The sequence below is a fragment of the Paenibacillus cisolokensis genome (genome assembly GCF_018403665.1).
Lineage (GTDB): Bacteria > Bacillota > Bacilli > Paenibacillales > Paenibacillaceae > Paenibacillus_AH > Paenibacillus_AH cisolokensis.
Window position 1 is genome coordinate 1 of the sequence record NZ_BOVJ01000017.1, and the last position, 16,730, is coordinate 16,730.

Genomic DNA, 16,730 nt, shown 5'->3' on the forward strand with positions numbered 1-16,730 from the left:
TTTTCGTGGCGTAGACTCCGGAATTAGGGGGCCTAGCCGATATCACCTAAAAGTCAAAAATTGACCATCTTCTGAGCGATAGAAAATGGTCAATTTTTGTACGGATGAATATGTGCTACTTTTTCATCATCTTTTTCATCATATTTTCAAGCTGCTCAATATTACCGTTATTTTTCACGGCTTTAATAATTTCATTGGCGGTTTCATTGCGTATCGGAATATTTACCAGTTTCGAAACCTTGTTAATCAACTTTCGAAGTTCTGCTTCATCCTGTATCGTTTTTTGATTTACTCCGCTTGCTATTTTTTTACGGCTTGTTCAGACAATTGTTTACCCGTTGCTTTTTTACCGTGTTCAACACATCTTTGGAAATCCCTTTTCGGCTCATGATGGCCCACCTTTCTCATTACTGTGATCTAGATCATTCATAAAAAGAAATACAGATTCGGTGATGGTTAAGAAGCGCCTATTCTACGACTCATCACACTCCCTAGCCTCTTTTTGATATCCGTACTGTTATGATATGAGGTGCACAAGCCAACTGCTTGTATATCCACCCATTCGCAGCGAAATGTGCAATTGTTTGTAACACAGCGGGTATTACGCTTTGCCCGAATCTTATCCAGCGCGAACTGCTTCCGCCTGTGTTGCATGCGATTGGCACTCCAAGGCGCATGATTCAAGAAATTGGTGACGCTGCTGAGATGACAGTCTTGTCTGGCGGCATTGCGAATCTGAGGCTGAAATCGAGTTTTCTATGCTTGGTCATAAAATTAGACTTTTAGATATAGCACTTACCCAAGCATTTCCGAAATAAAAAAATATAATATAGGAACTTAGTGGAAAGGAGTGAAAACGAATGAGCGGATTTGCAGGATTTGGATTCGGACGTCATTTCGGCGTTGTCTTGGTTCTCTTTATTCTGTTGGTTATCATTCTTTCCTCCACCTTCATAATTTAATAGGGTCATTGTCATGAAGAGTGCGAATACAAATGGCCGCAGTTGCCGGATTTGGACGTCAGTTCGCCTTTATTTTGGTTCTTCTTTATTCTGCTGGTCATCACTCTGACCGGTATCTGCGTTATTTAAAATTTAATACTGTATCACTGGGATGCAGCCGCTCCTCCATCATCGTCTGATATCTGGACTAAAGCGCAGAGGCTATTCACGTGCACTCGGTTCCCCGTCCCTTGCGGCGGGGACTTTTTGCATTTTATATCGAAGAGAGGAAGAGGGAAATGGGACATCGGACTTTGGAGCAGTTGCGTACTATGGTGGACGAAGTCAACGGACAATTGCTGAAGCTGATTAGCGATCGTGCCGCGTTGGTGAAGGAAATGGGCGAGGTAAAGGAAAGACAAGGGGTGCCGAAGTTTGATCCGGCGAGGGAGAAGGAGATGCTCGACGTGCTGGTGGCGGCAAATCCGGGCCCTTTCGACGCGGCTGCGATCCGTCATATATTCAAGGAGATTTTCAAGGTGTCGATGGAGCTACAGGGACAATCCCACCGGAAACAGCTGCTGGTCAGCCGGAAGAAACAAGCGGAAGATACGGTTATCGAGATCAAAGGCGTCCAAATCGGCGGGAACCGCTCCTTTATGGTGGCCGGCCCTTGTTCGGTCGAGAGCCGCGAGCAGCTGCGGGAGGTGGGCCGCGCTTTGAAGGAGGAAGGCGTGCCAATGCTTCGAGGCGGCGCCTTCAAGCCGAGAACGTCTCCCTATGATTTCCAGGGGCTTGGGGTGAAAGGTCTCAAGCTCATGCGCGAGGTCGCCGACGAATTCGGATTGCTCGCCGTTAGCGAGATCGTCGATCCGGCAACAATCGGAATTGCGGCGGATTACTTGGACGTGATCCAAATCGGCGCCCGCAACATGCAGAACTTCGAGCTGTTGAAAGCCGCGGGCGAATCAAAGGTTCCCGTGCTGCTCAAACGCGGTCTGGCCGCGACGATGGAGGAGTGGCTGCATGCGGCGGAATACGTCGTATCGCGTGGTAATACGCAGGTAATTCTCGTCGAACGCGGTATCCGCAGCTATGAGAAGTGGACGCGGAACACGCTCGACATTTCGGCGGTGCCGCTCATTAAACAAGAAAGCCACCTGCCCGTATTGGTCGACGTCAGCCACGCAACCGGCCGCAAGGATATCCTGCTGCCATGTGCCAAAGCGGCTCTCGCAGCCGGGGCGGACGGAGTGATGGTGGAGGTGCATCCGAATCCGCCAACTGCTCTGTCCGACGCCGATCAGCAGATCGATATCCCTCAATTTCGCAAATTGTACCGGGAAATTCGCGATTCCGGACTGTTCAAGCTATAAGCGACGGATCCGGATTTATCCGACATGTCTCGATTTATCCCCCTCTTTCGTCGGAGGATAAATCGGACATGTCCACTAGGCCGATGCGAACGACAAGAGAAGACGCAGAGACAGCAGAGGCATGATCGGCAACCGAGAGCGGCCACCCAGCATCGTGAAGTGATTAGCGGTGCACCACGCGGACATCGTGAGTCCGCTGGCTTTGTAATTTGCGACGCGGGCTGTAGTTATCATTGGATTATTCAATAAACTTCTAATCCTTAACCTCAAGCGTAAATCTTGGGGCCGCTTGTGCGCGAAAATCCTCTAGACTTTTACCATCAATTTTTTCAAAGGGGCTATTTATGCTATAGCTTATTACTTCGTATAGCCCTGTTGTTTTGGGGGCGACCAAATTAATTTCCCCGATTGCAGTTTTGCTTTCAGGCACATCTACTAGTAAATAAGGTTTATCATTAACAGTTGCAGACTCAAAACCAACCGTTGCCATTATCAACACTTGACCCGCCTTATTGCCTGGATAGGAAACATTATACATTAACTTAAATTTCTCTTGAGGTTTGACTGTAAGAGTAACAGGTGGAGGTGGCATAACACCTGTTTTTAATATCTGGAAATCAAAATCCTGATTTAATGTATAGTCGTATTGCAAGTCACTTTCATTTGCCGGCTTCGTAGATTCTGCTTGAGGAATGAAATCAACATTTTTCAAAGATGATTCGAAAACAATATCCTGAACAATGCTCGCTCCATACCAAGGTATAATCTGATTTAGCTCTTTTGCATGTATTTCAGAACCAATATTGAAAGTAATAAATAATTTATGAGCACCACTCATTTTGAACGAAGTCTCTGTCTTTCCCGTTATTGTTGAACTTGACCGTAATCGGCTTTGTCGGGTCGGAAATATATAATGTGCGATTAATTTTGTTACTATTAGCAGGCTCATTGAAACTGTGTTCATTAAAAACATCTATTCCAACACTGCTAGAAAATTGTTCGTATTTTGTATTATCCCATTTTTCAATTTTAGGATCAGTATTGTGAGTTGTACATCCTGTTACGATTATTATAGCAGCGATTAAGATCAGAATTAATTTTTTCATAATTCCCCTTATCCCCAAACAATGATAATCATGAAACGCTGAGATTACCCTCAGCGTTTCATGATTTTTGATCCTATATGTTAAACAATGGTCCTGGAAATTGTAGCTGTTTGAGTTTCATTTAACGTTTCCAAAGGTCATATCGTTACTTTCATTTAGATGGTGCAGAAGCAGACTGTTCGTTCGGGAGTTTATAAATCGACTGTTGCGGCGTATATTCGAGCTGACTATCAGATTTGAAACCGGCAGGTGCCGAAGCGGCCCGGTAACCTTCAACGTTTTGTACTGGCGTGTACCCGGTATTTTGGTCTTGCCCACCTGCGGCATATGCCGTAACAGCGCCTATCAATAGTGCGAGCAATGGTACAGCAATTGCAAAAGTACGGCTCCATTTTTTTGTTTCGAATCACCTTGCTTCAAAATCATATCTATTCTCCTCTCAAGTTGTTTTTTCTTGTTGCCACTCAAAGCGGAATACAGCTTGCTACGACGATTAGCCGTGTTCCAGAGAACCTTCAAGAGTAATGAACAGTAACCCCTCCTTTCCTCTCTATTCATTGATCTTGTAACGCTTTCGTCACATGATAGTTCACAAAAGCGATCAATGTCTCGTCTAATCAGATACACAATCGGGTTATACCAGTGAATGGCTTGAACGAAGATCATCAAATACTTTAACCACGGGTCATGACGCTTCCAATGTGTTAATTCATGAAAAATACATATTTTAATTCTTCTGAAGTTAATGTAATTTCAGGCAAAATAATATATGGCCGAATAACACCGGAAATAAAGGGGGTTGTTGCATAGGGGGATGAGTATACTAAAATTTTTTTGTATATCCCCAATTGCTTTTTGCATTTTTCAAATAAATTCAATGTATTCAAATCATCAACATATCTACAAACCCGAAAAATATAATGATTAAATCTATAATTTTGTATAAATGCTAAGGCTATATAAATCAGCGTGCCTGCCATAAGCAAATAAGATAAATGTCTAAAATGAAAAAGTATCTCATTCAATTTACTCCAATACAACTTGTATCCAACATCTATGGATAACGGCATGGAGTATGAAATATTAAAAATTTGTGCGCTCGTTTCATGCAGGCCGATTTTTTCAAAAAAGTCATAAATATTCCTAAATATGGTGTTAAAAGAAAAAATAAAAAAATACACGCGTATAATAATGCCATTTTGCTGACATGAACAGAAGCGTCTTAGAACTAAGTAAAGTAAGGGTCAAGTATAATACTCCCGCAATAATTGAGACAATGAGTAGTTGGTAATATAAATAGATAATTGACATTATATGCTACTCCTCCAAACGCTTCATAAGACTTTCAATTTCCTCCTTAGTTAAATCTCCATTGTCACATAACGCAGAAACAAAACCGTAAACCGACCCCTTATAGATTTCTTTTATAAACTGTTTCGTTTCTAAATCCTGATATTCACGCTCAGTTATACAGGCTTCATAATGATGAGCTTTTCCTACTCGAGTTGACGTAAGAAATCCTTTATTAATCAGACGAGATAAAAATGTAATTGTTGTATTATGCTTCCATTCACTTGCCTCCGGTAATTGATCCATGATTTCTCTCATTGTCACAGAACGTTCTGCTTTCCAAATCAAATCCATTATTTTTTTTCTGTTGCAGACAACCTTTGAAGTTTTTTCGTCATGATGTTTTCTCCTTTTAGTCTACATTATGTCTACATTGATTAGTCTACACCTTGAAGACATAAGGTGTCAATTCATTTTATTATTCCTGCTTGAACCAAACCAATATCCGTTTGTTTACCAAGAAGCTCAAGCATCAGAGGCCGAAACTGCCCGGACAGCATTTCTTCCATTAGATCCGTCTGGTCATCTGTAAAGCGATAGAGCTTGGCCTGTTGCTCTGCGGTTTTGCTAGTGATCGTTATTGGCAAAATGTGTTCGTAGCTGGTTCTTGTTTCTTCACTTTTAAATCACGGATTAAATGAAGACGTTATGCTTCGGTTTATGGGAATAGCTTACGTAGGTGTAGTGGAATGGCGGATTATGAATGGCAAGCCTTATCCGCCTCAGGTCATGGCTAATCAAGCGGGGATCTTGTTGGAGAGGATTGTATATAAAAGTATTCAAGCCCCTCAGTTTTTCTGAAGGGCTTCACTTGTAAGTATGGTGCGGTCGAGAGGACTTGAACCTCCACGGGTTTGACCCCACTAGAACCTGAATCTAGCGCGTCTGCCAATTCCGCCACGACCGCGTTTTTCCGACGCTGCCAAGTTTTGCGGCAACGAAATATATAATATCACGCCTTCAACAGAGAGTCAACCGGAAATTTTCCAATACGGGCACCGTCGGTCGGAATGCGGTTTTCCTCATGCACCGGCACATGCCAACGAACCGTAATGGCTCTCTTTTTTTGACCAACAGCGTTTTAACAATAACAAATCCCTATTGACATGATCATAACCAAACGGGAAGATAGTACTGTAGCCAATTTTTGTTTTAACAGGAGGCACCCATTCGTGAGCGATAAACATCCCCGCCTGATCCAATCGGTACAGCGGGCCCTGGATATCATCAACTGTTTCGATTCCCTGCACGTCCAACTGTCGCTGACGGAAATCAGCGAGAAGCTGAACTTGAATATCAGCACCGTGTACGGCTTGATCAATACGCTTAGCGCCTATTCATACATCGATAAAAATCCGGATAACGGCAAATACAAGCTGGGCCTGGAATTTCTGCTGAAGGCCAACCTCGTCTCGCAAAGTCTTGATCTGAAGGAAATCGGCCACTCCTATTTAACCGATCTGACCAAAAAGTATCATGAAACCTCACATTTATACGTGTACCAGCACGAACAGATTTTTGCGTGGACAAGGTCGAATCGCCCAACAACTACTTCATTATCAGTTCAAGAGCGGGGCATAAGCTGCCGATGCACGCCTCCGCTTCCGGCAAAGTATTTTTGGCGTATATGTCCGAAGCCGAGCTGCAAAATTTCCTGAACAACAATAAGCTCGCCGCGCTGACGGATAAGACTATTACGGATAAAAAGAAACTGCTCGCCAACCTGCAGCAAATCCGGGAACGGGGATACGGCATCGAGGACGAAGAAATCGAACCGGGCGCTTACAGCCTGGCGGCCCCCGTCAAGGACGCTTCCCATCGCATCGTCGGCACGATCAGCGTAGTCGGCTCTTTGGCGCGGATCCGGGAGCAGGAGGATAACATTCTGGCCGATCTGCTTGCGGCGGCGGAAGCGATCTCCCATCAATTCGGTTACCGGTTTCAATCCGCGCCTCAAAAAGGGCTCGAAACGGGAAACGCTTGACGGAGCAGTTCCGGGTCCCGGTCGGTGCGGGCGGCCTTCGTCCGTCTTTATTCCCGCCGAAAAATTCCGGCGGAATCGTAAATATGCCGTTCTCTCTCGATTCGCTTGCATTTTTCCGGCGAGGCTTATCGCGCCAGACGCAGCAGGGCATGGTACAGCACCCGGGCTCCTAACCCGCAGTCCGCTTCGGAGCTCCATTCCCCCGGGTGATGGCTGATTCCGCCGCGGGAGCGTACGAAGATCATGCCTATCGGCCACTTTCCGCTAAACTGCATGCCGTCGTGACCGGCCCCGCTGACGAGCTCGGGCAAATCCCCCAGCCCGGCAAGCCGGCCCGCGCAGGCAACGGCCTCCTTCACTTCCGGGGAGCTTGGAGCCGGCGCGACTCTTTGCAGCAAATCGATCTTGAGCTCCAGGCCGCGCTTCCGGCACACCTGGCTGGCGTAATCCCTTATGCGGCCTTCCAGCGCGTTTCTGTCCGCCTCGTCGATATCACGAAGATCCAGCGAAAACTGAACCTCGCCCGGGATCACATTGATTCCGCCGGGATGCGTCCGGAGCTTGCCGACCGTGGCCACGGCGTTGGGAAATTCCGCGGTTTCCGCATAAATGTAATTCAGCACCTCGGCCGCGGCCTGCAGCGGATCCTTCCGCAGGTTCATCGGGGTCGCTCCGGCATGTCCCGCCTGGCCCGTGATCGTGATCTGCTGCCACAGCGGTCCGGCAATCCCGGTGACGAGTCCTACCGGCGCACCCAGATTTTCCAGCACCTTCCCCTGCTCAATATGAAGCTCCACGTACGCCTTGACTTGCTCCGGCGCTTTGGCCGCCTCATGCAGGCGTTCAGGCCGCAGTCCCGCCGACCTCATTGCATCCGCGATCGAAATCCCCTCCGCATCCTTGTGCCCCAGGTCTTCCGGCCGCAAGGTTCCGGCCATGGCCCGGCTTCCCAGCATGCCGAATCCGAACCGCGAGCCTTCCTCGTCGGTGAACGCTGCGACCTCTATCGGATGCACGGTGGCGACGCCTTGCTCCTCCATCGCTTGCAGCGCTTCGACCGCCGCGAGCACGCCCAGGGCTCCGTCGAATTTGCCGCCGTCCGGCACCGTATCGATATGGGAGCCCGTAAGGATGACCGGGGCCCCGGGATCGCTTCCCTCCCGGCGTCCGATCAGGTTGCCGGCCGCGTCCTCGCGCACCGACAGCCCCGCTTCCCGCATATAGCGCACCACCAGATCCTTGGCCGAACGCTCTTCTTCGGTAAAGGAAAAACGGGTGACTCCCCCGCTCTCCCGCCGGCCGATTTCGCCGAGTTCCATTAGCCGTTTCCACAGGCGTCCGGCGTTAATCGCCATGATTCCCGCCTCCATCCCGTTTCTTTTCCGCATCCGCGCCGTTTCCGTTCCCGGAGCCTTTCATTTTGAAGCGAAAATGGCAGTATCCGTCTTTAAGCAAATATTTGTCGTGCTCCACTTCAAAATCGGCATTGTACCCCCGGGCAATCGCCGGATCGATCATTTGGCAATACAAGATGCCGTATTCCTCCATGCCGTCTTTCTTCCATTGATCGCCGAAGGCGCAGCGGGTGAAGCTTTGCTCGATTTCCTGCGGATGATATTCCGTAACGTATTCGAACAGATCGCTGCGGCCCATATCGTAATTCGGCAAATAGCTGCGGATATCGTTCGGCTGTCCCGCAGCCGCCGCCCTCCGGGCGATATCCCGGCCCCGCTCCTCGCCGAAGGCGCGCACCCCTTCGCGGATCGCTTCCTTCCCCGCTTCGCCGAAACGGTCCACGACCGATTTGGACAAATGGGCGAACAATTTGGCCATAATCGTATACGGATCGACCGGCTCCAGGCTTTCATCGTGATTTAACGTTTTTTGTTGCGGTTTCTTCTCTGCGGAATGTTCCTCCATGATAATAGCCTCCTTGAAAAATTCTATCAACGCCATGTAACTATATTCGCGTATATTCGCGTCCTAAACCCGTTATTTCCGGAGCGATCAATCTGCTAATTCAAGCTATACCGTTGATCCCAAGTAGACGGATTTGACCACGTCGTTGCTTTTCAATTCCGCGGCGGTGCCCTGCACGACAATGCGGCCCGTTTCCATCACATAACCGCGATGGGCGGCTCCCAACGCCATTTTGGCGTTTTGCTCCACCAGCAGCACGGATACGCCGTCTTGATTGATTTGCCGAATGGCCGCATAGATTTCCTTGACCACCAGAGGAGCCAAGCCCATGGACGGTTCGTCCAGCAGCAGCAGCTTGGGTCTGGCCATTAAGGCGCGGGCGATGGCCAGCATTTGCTGCTCGCCTCCGCTCATCGTTCCCGCCGCCTGCTTTTTCCGCTCCTCCAATCGCGGAAACAACCGGTACATGCGGCGAATGTCCGCCTCGATTTCCGCTTTGTCCCGGCGGACGTAAGCTCCGAGCCGCAAATTTTCCAGCACCGTCAGATCGGGAAAGATGCCCCGGCCTTCGGGAACCTGGGAAATCCCCAGCCCGACGATGCGATGCGGCGCAAGCTTCGTAATATCCGCGCCCGCAAACCGGATCCTGCCCCGCGTATTCGCGACAAGGCCGGAAATACTGCGCAGCGTGGTCGTCTTGCCGGAGCCGTTCGTGCCGATCAGCGCCACGATTTCGCCGGCCCCGATGTCCAGGTTCAACTGCTTTACGGCTTGAACGGCGCCGTAGCTGACCTGCAGTCCGTCGATTTCCAGAATCTTCCCCTTGCTCGCACCGTCCGTCACGGCTCATCGACCTCCCCGCCCAGATATGCGTCGATGACGCTCGGGTCCCGCCGAATTTGCTCCGGGCTGCCTTCGGCGATTTTCACGCCGTAATTCAGCACGGCAATCCGGTCGGAAATCTCCATGATCATCCCCATGTCATGCTCGATCAAGATCATTTCAATGCGGAACTGCTTGGACAATTGCTTGATTTTTGCACCAGCTCCGCTTTTTCCGCGGCATTCATTCCGGCGGCGGGTTCGTCGAGCAGCAGCACTTCGCAGCCGGTCGCAAGCGCTCTGGCGATTTCCAGCAAACGCTGCTCCCCGTAGGGCAGGCTGCCCGCAAGCGCATCCGGTTTATGCTCCAGGCCGACCATGGCCAGCTTCTCCATGCACTCCCGCACGATCGCGTCGCGCTTGCGGCGGAGAACCGCTTGCGGTTTGAACACCGCCGCAAATAATCCTTCCCGATTGCACTCGGCATGGGCCACCAGCACGTTTTCGAGCACGGTCATGTTTTTGATCAGCCGGGTATTTTGAAAGGTTCGCGCCAAGCCCAGACGGGCCCGTTGATAAGGCTTCAGCTTGTTGATTACTTTATCCTTGTAGACGATCGTCCCCGAGGTCGGCCGATAGATCCCCGTAAGCAAATTGAAGAGGGTCGTTTTTCCCGCACCGTTCGGGCCGATAATCGCTAAAATCTCGCCGCGGCGCACCTTCAGGTCGACCGCGCTCAACGCGGCCAGTCCGCCGAAATTCACCGACACCTGCTTGAGTTCGAGTATGATGTCCGTCACTTGCTCTCGCCCTTCCGCACGTTTCCGTAAAAGTTATACCTCCGATGCCCCTCTCCCCAAAACCCGGAGGGCTTGAAAATCATCATGAGCACAATCGCCAGACCCAGCAAAATCATCCGGTAATCGCTGACGTATCTTAAAATTTCGGGAGCCGCCACCAAAATCACCGCCCCGAGGACGGAACCGGGCAGGCTTGCCGCTCCACCCAAAATGACCATCGCCAAAATGTTCACCGAATCCAAATACCGGAAAGCGTCGGGACTGACGAAAGAAATGTAGCTGGCCCAGAACGCGCCCGCCGCGCCGGCGAAAAATCCCCCGACCGTAAAAGCCAACAGCTTGTAGTAATTCGGCCGGATGCCGATCGACTGTGCCAGCGTCTCGTCCTCGCGGACCGTCAGCAAACTGAGTCCAACCCCGGAATGAACCAGCCGGTGGATCACGAAATAGGTGATCAGCGCCAGCAGCAAAATCAAATAATAAAACTCCAGCTTCCCGCTGAATGTAAATCCGAAGAGCGCAGGGGCGGGAATGCCCGGCAGGCCCATCGGCCCGCGCGTCACATCCACCCAACCGACAAAAATCAGCCGCACGATTTCCCCGAAGCCCAGGGTGACGATGCCCAAATAGTCCCCCCTTAACCGGATCACGGGACTGCCCAAGATGAAGCCGAACAATCCGGCGATCGCCGCCGATGCGGGAAGCGCAAGCCAAAAGGACAGGTCGAAGTGCAGCATGAGCAGCGCCGCGGCGTAAGCTCCGATTCCGTAAAAAGCCGCGTGTCCGAGCGCAAATTGCCCGGCATAACCGATGATCACATTGAGGCTTAGCGATAGTATGGAAAAAATACCGATCATGATGACGACATGCAGCAGATAATCATTGATTAGACGGAGCGCGATCGGCATGACGATGGCCAGCGCAGCCGCGGCAACAACGGCCGTTTTCTTTTTCATGCCCCTCACCTATACCTTGTTGATCTCTTTGCTGCCAAGAATGCCCGACGGTTTGACCAGCAGCACGATAATCAAAATGGAAAACGAGATAACGCTTTTGTATTGCGTGGAAATGTACGCGCCGCCGAGCGTTTCGACCAAACCGAGCAGCACGCCCCCCAGCATCGCCCCCGGGATGTTCCCGATCCCCCCGAGCACCGCGGCCGTAAACGCGTTGATCCCCGCCATATAGCCCATCGTCGGATACACGGCATTGTAATAAATGCCGACCATGATCCCGGCGCAGGAAGCCAGCGCCGAACCGATCGCAAACGCCAGGCTGATCATCCGGTTCGTATTGATCCCCATCAGCGCGGCGTGGGTCAGGCTCATCGAGGTGGCCCGCATGGCGATCCCCGTCTTCGTCCGTGTCACGAACAGCTGGAGGGCCAGCATCAATACGAAGGACAACACCAGAATTAAAATTTGGATCTCCGAAAAGGTAACATTGCCAAACGTATAGGTACGGCTGCCGAAAGCGGTCGGAAAAGGATGCATTTCCGTGCCCCACAGCTTCTGGGCCAGGCTGACCAGCAGCGTGGACACCCCGAGTGCGCTGATCAGCGGCACGATCCGGTCCGCCATCCGCAGCGGACGGTAGGCCAACCTTTCGATCAGGATACCGATTATCGCCGTCGCCGCAGCCGCCAGCAGAAACGCAAGGTATAAAGGAAGCCGGAATTCCTGCATAAAAAAGAGGCCCAAAAAGCTGCCGATCATAAAAATATCGCCGTGCGCGAAATTGACGATTTTCAAGATCCCGTACACCATCGTGTAGCCGAGGGCGATCAGGGCGTAAATCATGCCGATCGTCAGTCCGTTGGTCAATTGCTGAAGAAGCATAACAACATCCTTTCAAAGCCGGTGAGCAGGAAATAGGCTTTCCTGCTCCGGGTCACTTTCATTATTGATACAGTTCAAATTGGCCTCCGCGCACGGTCAGCCGCGACGGCACCGTCACAACGTCGCCGTTTTCGTCGAAGCTGATGACTCCGGTGGCGCTTTTGTAATCCTTTAACGTCTCCAGATAAGTTTTGATGCTTTCCCGATCGGCGCCCTGCTCCTGGATCGCCTTGAGGATGACGGAGGTCGCGACATAAGCGTAGGCGGCGTACGTATCCGGCTTGCTGCCGTATTTGGCCTGATATTCCTCATTAAACCGGATGGCCTCGGCGTTATCGCCGCCCGGATAGAAGAAGCCGATCAGCTTGAAGCCTTCGACCGATTCTTTGCCCAGGTCCAGCAGCGCTTCCGAATACAAACTGTCCACGCCGATAAAATCGACGTCCAGGTTCAGCTTCTTGGCCTGCTGGGCGATCAGGGCGGCTTCATTATAGAAACCGCCGATAAAATGGCGTCCGGCTGCTTGTCCTTAATCTTTGTCAAGACGGTGCTGAAGTCCTGATCGCCGGGATTATAAGCTTCCGCGGCGACCACTTCAATACCGTTCGCCGGAGCGGACCGCTTATAGACGTCAAGCAGCCCCAGCCCGAAATCGGACTGCTCGTAAATCAAGGCGACTTTGCCGTAGCCCAGCTCTTTGGACCAGCCTGCGAGGTAATCCGCCTGGAACGCGTCCGTCGTAATGACGCGGAACGTGTATTCCCCGGCATCCGTAACGCCCGGAGCGCTGGACGACGGCGATACCTGAACGATTTTCGCCTTGTTGTAAACCGGAGCGGTCGCCAAGGTGGCCGAGCTGTTAAAATGGCCTACGACGGCCAAAATGCTTTTGTCCGTCACGAACTTGTTGGCCACGTTAACCGCTTCATTCGAATCCCCTTTGTCGTCCTGGATCACGATTTCGACCTGCTTGCCGCCGATGCCGCCCGCGCCGTTAATCTGCGCCGCCGCCAGCTCGGCCCCGTTCTTGAAAGCCGTGCCGTATTGCGCCTGCGTGCCGGAGATCGGAGCGGCCAGACCGATCCGGATCGTATCACCGCCGGCCGTCGACGCGCCGTTTGCGCCGCATCCGCTTAATACCCCCATAAGCAAACTTGTGATTGCGAGTGTACTCAACGTTTTTTCATTGTTCTCTCCCTCAATTATGAATTAATCCTATGAGTTAAGTATGCTTTAATTATAATGAATCATTTTGAAAAAGCAACAATTATTTTTGTATCGTCGTATTTGTTTTGATAATATCAAAACGGATATGGTTTTAAAATCAAAAAAGGGTTGTCCCGAAAGCCGTAAAATGGCCGGGAGCCAACCCCTTTTGCCGCATCCGCGAATTTTCCTTGCCTGTCCCCAAAATGCAAAAAGGCTCATAAATCACACAAACGTGATTTACAAGCCTTTCATTCTTAAAACGATTCGACCGCATATTCAATTGAGAGATGGCGGAGCTGACGGGATTCGAACCCGCGTTCTCCTGCGTGACAGGCAGGCATGTTAGGCCTCTACACCACAGCTCCCGGCCAAAATTGGTGACCCGTAGGGGATTCGAACCCCTGTTACCTCCGTGAAAGGGAGGTGTCTTAACCCCTTGACCAACGGGCCTCATTTTACCGAACGGAATTTTAATATAACATAAGTTTGATAGAGTTGGCAAGCACTTTTTTGCTATTTTTTGTTGACCGCCGATCGGGCCGGCAGTACAATGAGGTAGCCGCATTCGAGGAAGGGGTTCGAATTAGCAAAATGAAACCGTCATCGCCGTTGCCGGTCCCGCTGTTTCTTCCGCTTCTGGCGGGCATGGCCGCGATCTCGTTCGCGCCGATTCTCGTTCGTCTGTCGGACGCGCCCGTTTCCGTGCAAGGGATGTACCGCATGCTGTTTACGATTGCGATCATGCTGCCGCTCGGGACCGGGCGGCTTCCATCGGCGCGCGCCATTGCCGGCAAAGACTGGCTGCTGCTCGGCGCGGCCGGTTTTTTCTGGCGCTGCATTTCCTGTTATGGATGTCGTCCCTCAACTATACGTCGATTGCCAGCTCGACGATTATTTTGTCGCTGCAGCCGGTTTTCGTCATGCTGGGCGCCTTGATCGCGTTCAAGGACAAGCCGAACCGCTTCGCGCTGCTGGGCATGGCGGTCGGGTTAACGGGCGCGATCATCGTCGGAACCGGCGATAAAGGGGCTTCGCATGCCGCCCTGTCCGGCGACATTTTGTCCTTTCTCAGCGTGATCGCCATCGCGGTCAATCTGTTGATTGCGAAGCGCATTTTAACCCGCGTGTCCACGTATTTGTACAATATGATCGTATTTGCCATATGCTTGCTGTTCTTCACCGTTTACAATTGGATCATGAACATTCCGATAACAGGCTATGCCGGAAAGGAATGGTTCGTTTTTCTGCTGCTTGCCGTCGTGCCGACGATGCTCGGCCATATGGTTTTCAACTGGCTGCTGAAATACGTCCAGCCTACGACGATCTCCATGGCGGTGTTCGCCGAGCCGGTCGGCGCCAGCTTGCTCGGCATGCTGATCTTCAGCGAAATGGTGACGGGCTTCCAGCTGATCGGAGGCGCGTTCGTCATCGCCGGACTGATCGTTTATTTGCGTTCCGAGCGGCTGGCGGCCGGGCGGGGCAAAAGAGGCACGACGAGCCTGAAATAAACGATAAGAGGCGCTCGATCCGGCGGGCATCCGTCCGCCTCTCCCGCGACGCTATGACGCTATCATGCCGGCTTCAGCCGTTTCAGCACCTGGCTCAGGCTCATCTCGCTCATCGAGGACAAGCGCATGCTGTAATCGTCGAATTCGAGATGGCGGGTAATCGCGTTCGGCACGATCACGCAGTGAAGTCCGGCTGCGCGCGCGGCTTTCAGACCGTTCAGCGAATCCTCGAAGGCGACCGCTTCGTCCCCGGATACGCCCAGCGCATCCAACGCTTTAATATAGAGCTCCGGGTCCGGCTTTACTTTGGCGACATGGTCCGCCGTCACAATCGCGTCGAAATACCCGTACAAGCCGTGCTTCCGAAGGAAAGGCTCGACCCAGCTTCCGGACGAACTGGATGCAAGCCCGATCTTCAGACCGCTCTCTCTGGCGCTTGTCAAATAATCGAGCACGCCCGGCCGGATATCCTGCTTCTCCATCAGCTCCCGGTGCTTCCGTTCGCCGATCGCCTGCAGCCGCTTCCTGTCCAATTCGCGCTTCAGCAGGCGTTCCAGATACTCGTACGGATCGAACGACGAGAACGTCGTGCCGACGCACAGCAGCCATTGATCCAGCGGCAGCTCGCAGCCGTGCTCCTGGTAGATTTGGCGAAAAGCTTCATACCAGGGCGTCTCCGTATCGATAATCAGTCCGTCAAAGTCAAACACAATCGCTCTCATCGCTCGCCTCCTCAACATCCGGGCTTTCCGTTGCCCGAACGGAAATGCCGTCCGTATACATGTTCTCCGCCGCCCCGTCGAATCCTGCCCGGAAGCCGTGAACGGAAGCCTTGCCTGGAAGCCGTGAACGGAAGCCTTGCCTGGAAGCCTGAACCGAAGTCTGCGGCCGCCGGCACCGGTCGCGGCAAGAGGCTGCTTTTTCCCCACAGGCGTTCAGCCGGAAGCGAAAATATGCTATGCTAGGCACATCATGAGTTGTACGGCGGCACGGCAAGCCGGGGAGGATCGGGCATGAAAAGCAGTGCTTTCGATATTCGCAGCTTCATCGCGTCGTTCGACGAAACCTGGTACGATGACGGCTTCCATACCAATACGACGCTCGAGATCGAAATCGTGCTGGAAGGACGCGGCATTTTCGAATGGACGGAACGGACGCTCCATATCGAATCCGGTCATGTCGTCGTCATTCCTCCGGGCATATCGCACCGGTTCGAAGCCGTCACCAAAGTGCGCTTCGGCGTCATGCATCTGCAGCGAATGCCGGAGGCGCTGCGCGACATTGCGGACAGGCTGCTGCGAGACTCCGGGACGCCGAAGCTGTATGCGTTGTCCCGGATCGACCGCGACCGGTTCGAAATGCTGTTCCGGGAATGGCTGCGCATCTCCTCTTCGACGCTGAAGGATAAAGCGCGGCATTTCGCCGTCTGGACCGAAATGCTGCTGCTGTTTTTGCACGAGCATTCCAAGACCGATCTGCAGGCGATGACGATCACGAAAGCCGCCGATTATTTGCGCGAAAATTTGCGGCTGAACGTACAGATGGCGGACCTCGCCGAGCTGGCCGGCATGACCGTATCCGGATTCCGGCGCACGTTCGACAAAATTTACGGCATGAGCCCCAAGCAGTACCAGCAGCAGTGCCGGATGCAAGAGGCCAAATGGCTGCTGAGCGCAACCGACAAAGATTTGAACGAAATCGCCGGGCAGGTCGGCTTCCACCGGCTCCATTCGTTCTCCCAATGGTTCAAATCTGCCGAAGGCATCTCCCCTTCCGTCTGGCGGAAGCGGCAAATCCGGACGAACGACAACATGAAATAACCGGCTTCCGGCCGATTCGCCGCTCCATCCCCTCCCGCCATCTATGGTGACAATGCG

Annotated in this window: 19 protein-coding genes, 3 tRNA genes and 2 pseudogenes; 6 read left to right on the forward strand and 18 right to left on the reverse strand. The window is 52.0% G+C overall.

Going from position 1 to position 16,730, the window contains the following annotated elements:
• Positions 1-115: 115 nt before the first annotated feature.
• Positions 116-250 (reverse strand): hypothetical protein, encoded by a 135-nt coding sequence (locus tag PACILC2_RS26200; RefSeq protein ID WP_244863173.1) that lies wholly within the window; start codon positions 248-250, stop codon positions 116-118.
• A gap of 990 nt (positions 251-1,240) precedes the next feature.
• Here PACILC2_RS26200 and PACILC2_RS02520 point away from each other — a divergent pair.
• Complete coding sequence (locus tag PACILC2_RS02520) at positions 1,241-2,317, forward strand: bifunctional 3-deoxy-7-phosphoheptulonate synthase/chorismate mutase (protein WP_213527252.1); 1,077 nt, start codon at positions 1,241-1,243, stop codon at positions 2,315-2,317.
• A 253-nt stretch (positions 2,318-2,570) separates the two neighbouring features.
• Here the strand turns inward: PACILC2_RS02520 and PACILC2_RS02525 are convergent, their stop codons facing one another.
• From PACILC2_RS02525 to PACILC2_RS02550, 5 genes and pseudogenes are all read right to left on the reverse strand, one after another.
• Positions 2,571-3,155, reverse strand: coding sequence for a hypothetical protein (locus tag PACILC2_RS02525; RefSeq protein ID WP_213527254.1), 585 nt, complete (start codon positions 3,153-3,155; stop codon positions 2,571-2,573).
• Positions 3,139-3,423, reverse strand: coding sequence for a hypothetical protein (locus tag PACILC2_RS02530; RefSeq protein ID WP_213527256.1), 285 nt, complete (start codon positions 3,421-3,423; stop codon positions 3,139-3,141). Before PACILC2_RS02530 ends, PACILC2_RS02525 begins: the two co-directional genes overlap by 17 nt.
• Positions 3,424-3,768: 345 nt before the next feature.
• Positions 3,769-4,493, reverse strand: a pseudogene (locus tag PACILC2_RS29125) (M56 family metallopeptidase).
• Positions 4,494-4,740: 247 nt separating this feature from the next.
• Positions 4,741-5,067 carry a BlaI/MecI/CopY family transcriptional regulator gene (locus tag PACILC2_RS02545; RefSeq protein WP_213527260.1) on the reverse strand — a complete coding sequence of 109 codons (327 nt, stop codon included), beginning with the start codon at positions 5,065-5,067 and terminating at the stop codon, positions 4,741-4,743.
• Between the two features lie 526 nt (positions 5,068-5,593).
• Positions 5,594-5,680, reverse strand: a tRNA-Leu gene (locus tag PACILC2_RS02550).
• 199 nt (positions 5,681-5,879) lie between these two features.
• Between PACILC2_RS02550 and PACILC2_RS26205 the strand changes: the two are divergent.
• Positions 5,880-6,068, forward strand: a pseudogene (locus PACILC2_RS26205) (helix-turn-helix domain-containing protein); the annotation flags it as partial.
• 227 nt (positions 6,069-6,295) lie between these two features.
• Positions 6,296-6,757 carry an IclR family transcriptional regulator gene (locus PACILC2_RS26210; protein ID WP_244863174.1) on the forward strand — a complete coding sequence of 154 codons (462 nt, stop codon included), beginning with the start codon at positions 6,296-6,298 and terminating at the stop codon, positions 6,755-6,757.
• Between the two features lie 125 nt (positions 6,758-6,882).
• Here PACILC2_RS26210 and PACILC2_RS02560 read toward each other — a convergent pair whose 3' ends face one another.
• The 11 genes from PACILC2_RS02560 to PACILC2_RS02600 form a co-directional block, all read right to left on the reverse strand.
• On the reverse strand, positions 6,883-8,112 hold the full coding sequence (locus PACILC2_RS02560; RefSeq protein ID WP_213527262.1) for a Zn-dependent hydrolase: 1,230 nt from the start codon (positions 8,110-8,112) through the stop codon (positions 6,883-6,885).
• Positions 8,102-8,677 carry an L-2-amino-thiazoline-4-carboxylic acid hydrolase gene (locus tag PACILC2_RS02565; protein WP_213527264.1) on the reverse strand — a complete coding sequence of 192 codons (576 nt, stop codon included), beginning with the start codon at positions 8,675-8,677 and terminating at the stop codon, positions 8,102-8,104. Before PACILC2_RS02565 ends, PACILC2_RS02560 begins: the two co-directional genes overlap by 11 nt.
• Positions 8,678-8,782: 105 nt before the next feature.
• Positions 8,783-9,493, reverse strand: a complete 711-nt coding sequence (locus PACILC2_RS02570) for an ABC transporter ATP-binding protein (protein ID WP_213527292.1) — start codon at positions 9,491-9,493, stop codon at positions 8,783-8,785.
• 23 nt (positions 9,494-9,516) lie between these two features.
• The gene (locus PACILC2_RS28360) at positions 9,517-9,678 is read right to left on the reverse strand and encodes an ABC transporter ATP-binding protein C-terminal domain-containing protein (protein WP_307860309.1); all 162 of its coding nucleotides are present in this window, start codon (positions 9,676-9,678) and stop codon (positions 9,517-9,519) included.
• On the reverse strand, positions 9,675-10,298 hold the full coding sequence (locus PACILC2_RS02575; protein WP_307860310.1) for an ABC transporter ATP-binding protein: 624 nt from the start codon (positions 10,296-10,298) through the stop codon (positions 9,675-9,677). The genes PACILC2_RS28360 and PACILC2_RS02575 overlap by 4 nt, the downstream gene beginning before the upstream one ends.
• Entirely contained in the window at positions 10,295-11,254 is a 960-nt protein-coding gene (locus tag PACILC2_RS02580; RefSeq protein ID WP_213527265.1) for a branched-chain amino acid ABC transporter permease, read from the reverse strand. Before PACILC2_RS02580 ends, PACILC2_RS02575 begins: the two co-directional genes overlap by 4 nt.
• A gap of 9 nt (positions 11,255-11,263) precedes the next feature.
• The gene (locus tag PACILC2_RS02585; RefSeq protein ID WP_213527267.1) at positions 11,264-12,136 is read right to left on the reverse strand and encodes a branched-chain amino acid ABC transporter permease; all 873 of its coding nucleotides are present in this window, start codon (positions 12,134-12,136) and stop codon (positions 11,264-11,266) included.
• A 61-nt stretch (positions 12,137-12,197) separates the two neighbouring features.
• A complete protein-coding gene (locus tag PACILC2_RS26215) occupies positions 12,198-12,641 on the reverse strand; it encodes an ABC transporter substrate-binding protein (protein ID WP_307860314.1) in 444 nt (147 codons plus the stop codon).
• Positions 12,611-13,282: an ABC transporter substrate-binding protein gene (locus PACILC2_RS26220; RefSeq protein WP_244863175.1), complete on the reverse strand. Its 672-nt coding sequence runs from the start codon at positions 13,280-13,282 to the stop codon at positions 12,611-12,613. The genes PACILC2_RS26215 and PACILC2_RS26220 overlap by 31 nt, the downstream gene beginning before the upstream one ends.
• A 351-nt stretch (positions 13,283-13,633) precedes the next feature.
• A tRNA-Asp gene (locus tag PACILC2_RS02595) sits at positions 13,634-13,710 on the reverse strand.
• 10 nt (positions 13,711-13,720) lie between these two features.
• A tRNA-Glu gene (locus tag PACILC2_RS02600) sits at positions 13,721-13,795 on the reverse strand.
• Between the two features lie 141 nt (positions 13,796-13,936).
• On the opposite strand from PACILC2_RS02600, the gene PACILC2_RS02605 reads away from it, so the two are divergent.
• A complete protein-coding gene (locus PACILC2_RS02605; RefSeq protein WP_213527269.1) occupies positions 13,937-14,281 on the forward strand; it encodes a hypothetical protein in 345 nt (114 codons plus the stop codon).
• Positions 14,197-14,853, forward strand: coding sequence for a DMT family transporter (locus PACILC2_RS02610; protein WP_213527271.1), 657 nt, complete (start codon positions 14,197-14,199; stop codon positions 14,851-14,853). The genes PACILC2_RS02605 and PACILC2_RS02610 overlap by 85 nt, the downstream gene beginning before the upstream one ends.
• A gap of 62 nt (positions 14,854-14,915) precedes the next feature.
• On the opposite strand, the gene PACILC2_RS02615 is transcribed toward PACILC2_RS02610, so the two are convergent.
• A complete protein-coding gene (locus PACILC2_RS02615) occupies positions 14,916-15,575 on the reverse strand; it encodes an HAD family hydrolase (protein WP_213527273.1) in 660 nt (219 codons plus the stop codon).
• Between the two features lie 291 nt (positions 15,576-15,866).
• On the opposite strand from PACILC2_RS02615, the gene PACILC2_RS02620 reads away from it, so the two are divergent.
• The gene (locus tag PACILC2_RS02620; protein ID WP_213527275.1) at positions 15,867-16,673 is read left to right on the forward strand and encodes a helix-turn-helix domain-containing protein; all 807 of its coding nucleotides are present in this window, start codon (positions 15,867-15,869) and stop codon (positions 16,671-16,673) included.
• The last annotated feature ends 57 nt before the right edge of the window (positions 16,674-16,730 follow it).

What these genes read in the sequence shown, in the direction of transcription:
- PACILC2_RS02615 (WP_213527273.1), bottom strand. Translation starts at nt 15,575, where the DNA reads ATGAGAGCGATTGTGTTTGACTTTGACGGACTGATTATCGATACGGAG.
- PACILC2_RS02565 (WP_213527264.1), bottom strand. Translation starts at nt 8,677, where the DNA reads ATGGAGGAACATTCCGCAGAGAAGAAACCGCAACAAAAAACGTTAAAT.
- PACILC2_RS02525 (WP_213527254.1), bottom strand. Translation starts at nt 3,155, where the DNA reads ATGAGTGGTGCTCATAAATTATTTATTACTTTCAATATTGGTTCTGAA.
- PACILC2_RS02610 (WP_213527271.1), top strand. Translation starts at nt 14,197, where the DNA reads ATGTCGTCCCTCAACTATACGTCGATTGCCAGCTCGACGATTATTTTG.
- PACILC2_RS28360 (WP_307860309.1), bottom strand. Translation starts at nt 9,678, where the DNA reads ATGATCTTGATCGAGCATGACATGGGGATGATCATGGAGATTTCCGAC.
- PACILC2_RS02620 (WP_213527275.1), top strand. Translation starts at nt 15,867, where the DNA reads ATGAAAAGCAGTGCTTTCGATATTCGCAGCTTCATCGCGTCGTTCGAC.
- PACILC2_RS26220 (WP_244863175.1), bottom strand. Translation starts at nt 13,282, where the DNA reads ATGGGGGTATTAAGCGGATGCGGCGCAAACGGCGCGTCGACGGCCGGC.
- PACILC2_RS02580 (WP_213527265.1), bottom strand. Translation starts at nt 11,254, where the DNA reads ATGAAAAAGAAAACGGCCGTTGTTGCCGCGGCTGCGCTGGCCATCGTC.
- PACILC2_RS02530 (WP_213527256.1), bottom strand. Translation starts at nt 3,423, where the DNA reads ATGAAAAAATTAATTCTGATCTTAATCGCTGCTATAATAATCGTAACA.
- PACILC2_RS02520 (WP_213527252.1), top strand. Translation starts at nt 1,241, where the DNA reads ATGGGACATCGGACTTTGGAGCAGTTGCGTACTATGGTGGACGAAGTC.
- PACILC2_RS02585 (WP_213527267.1), bottom strand. Translation starts at nt 12,136, where the DNA reads ATGCTTCTTCAGCAATTGACCAACGGACTGACGATCGGCATGATTTAC.
- PACILC2_RS02560 (WP_213527262.1), bottom strand. Translation starts at nt 8,112, where the DNA reads ATGGCGATTAACGCCGGACGCCTGTGGAAACGGCTAATGGAACTCGGC.
- PACILC2_RS02545 (WP_213527260.1), bottom strand. Translation starts at nt 5,067, where the DNA reads ATGGATTTGATTTGGAAAGCAGAACGTTCTGTGACAATGAGAGAAATC.
- PACILC2_RS02605 (WP_213527269.1), top strand. Translation starts at nt 13,937, where the DNA reads ATGAAACCGTCATCGCCGTTGCCGGTCCCGCTGTTTCTTCCGCTTCTG.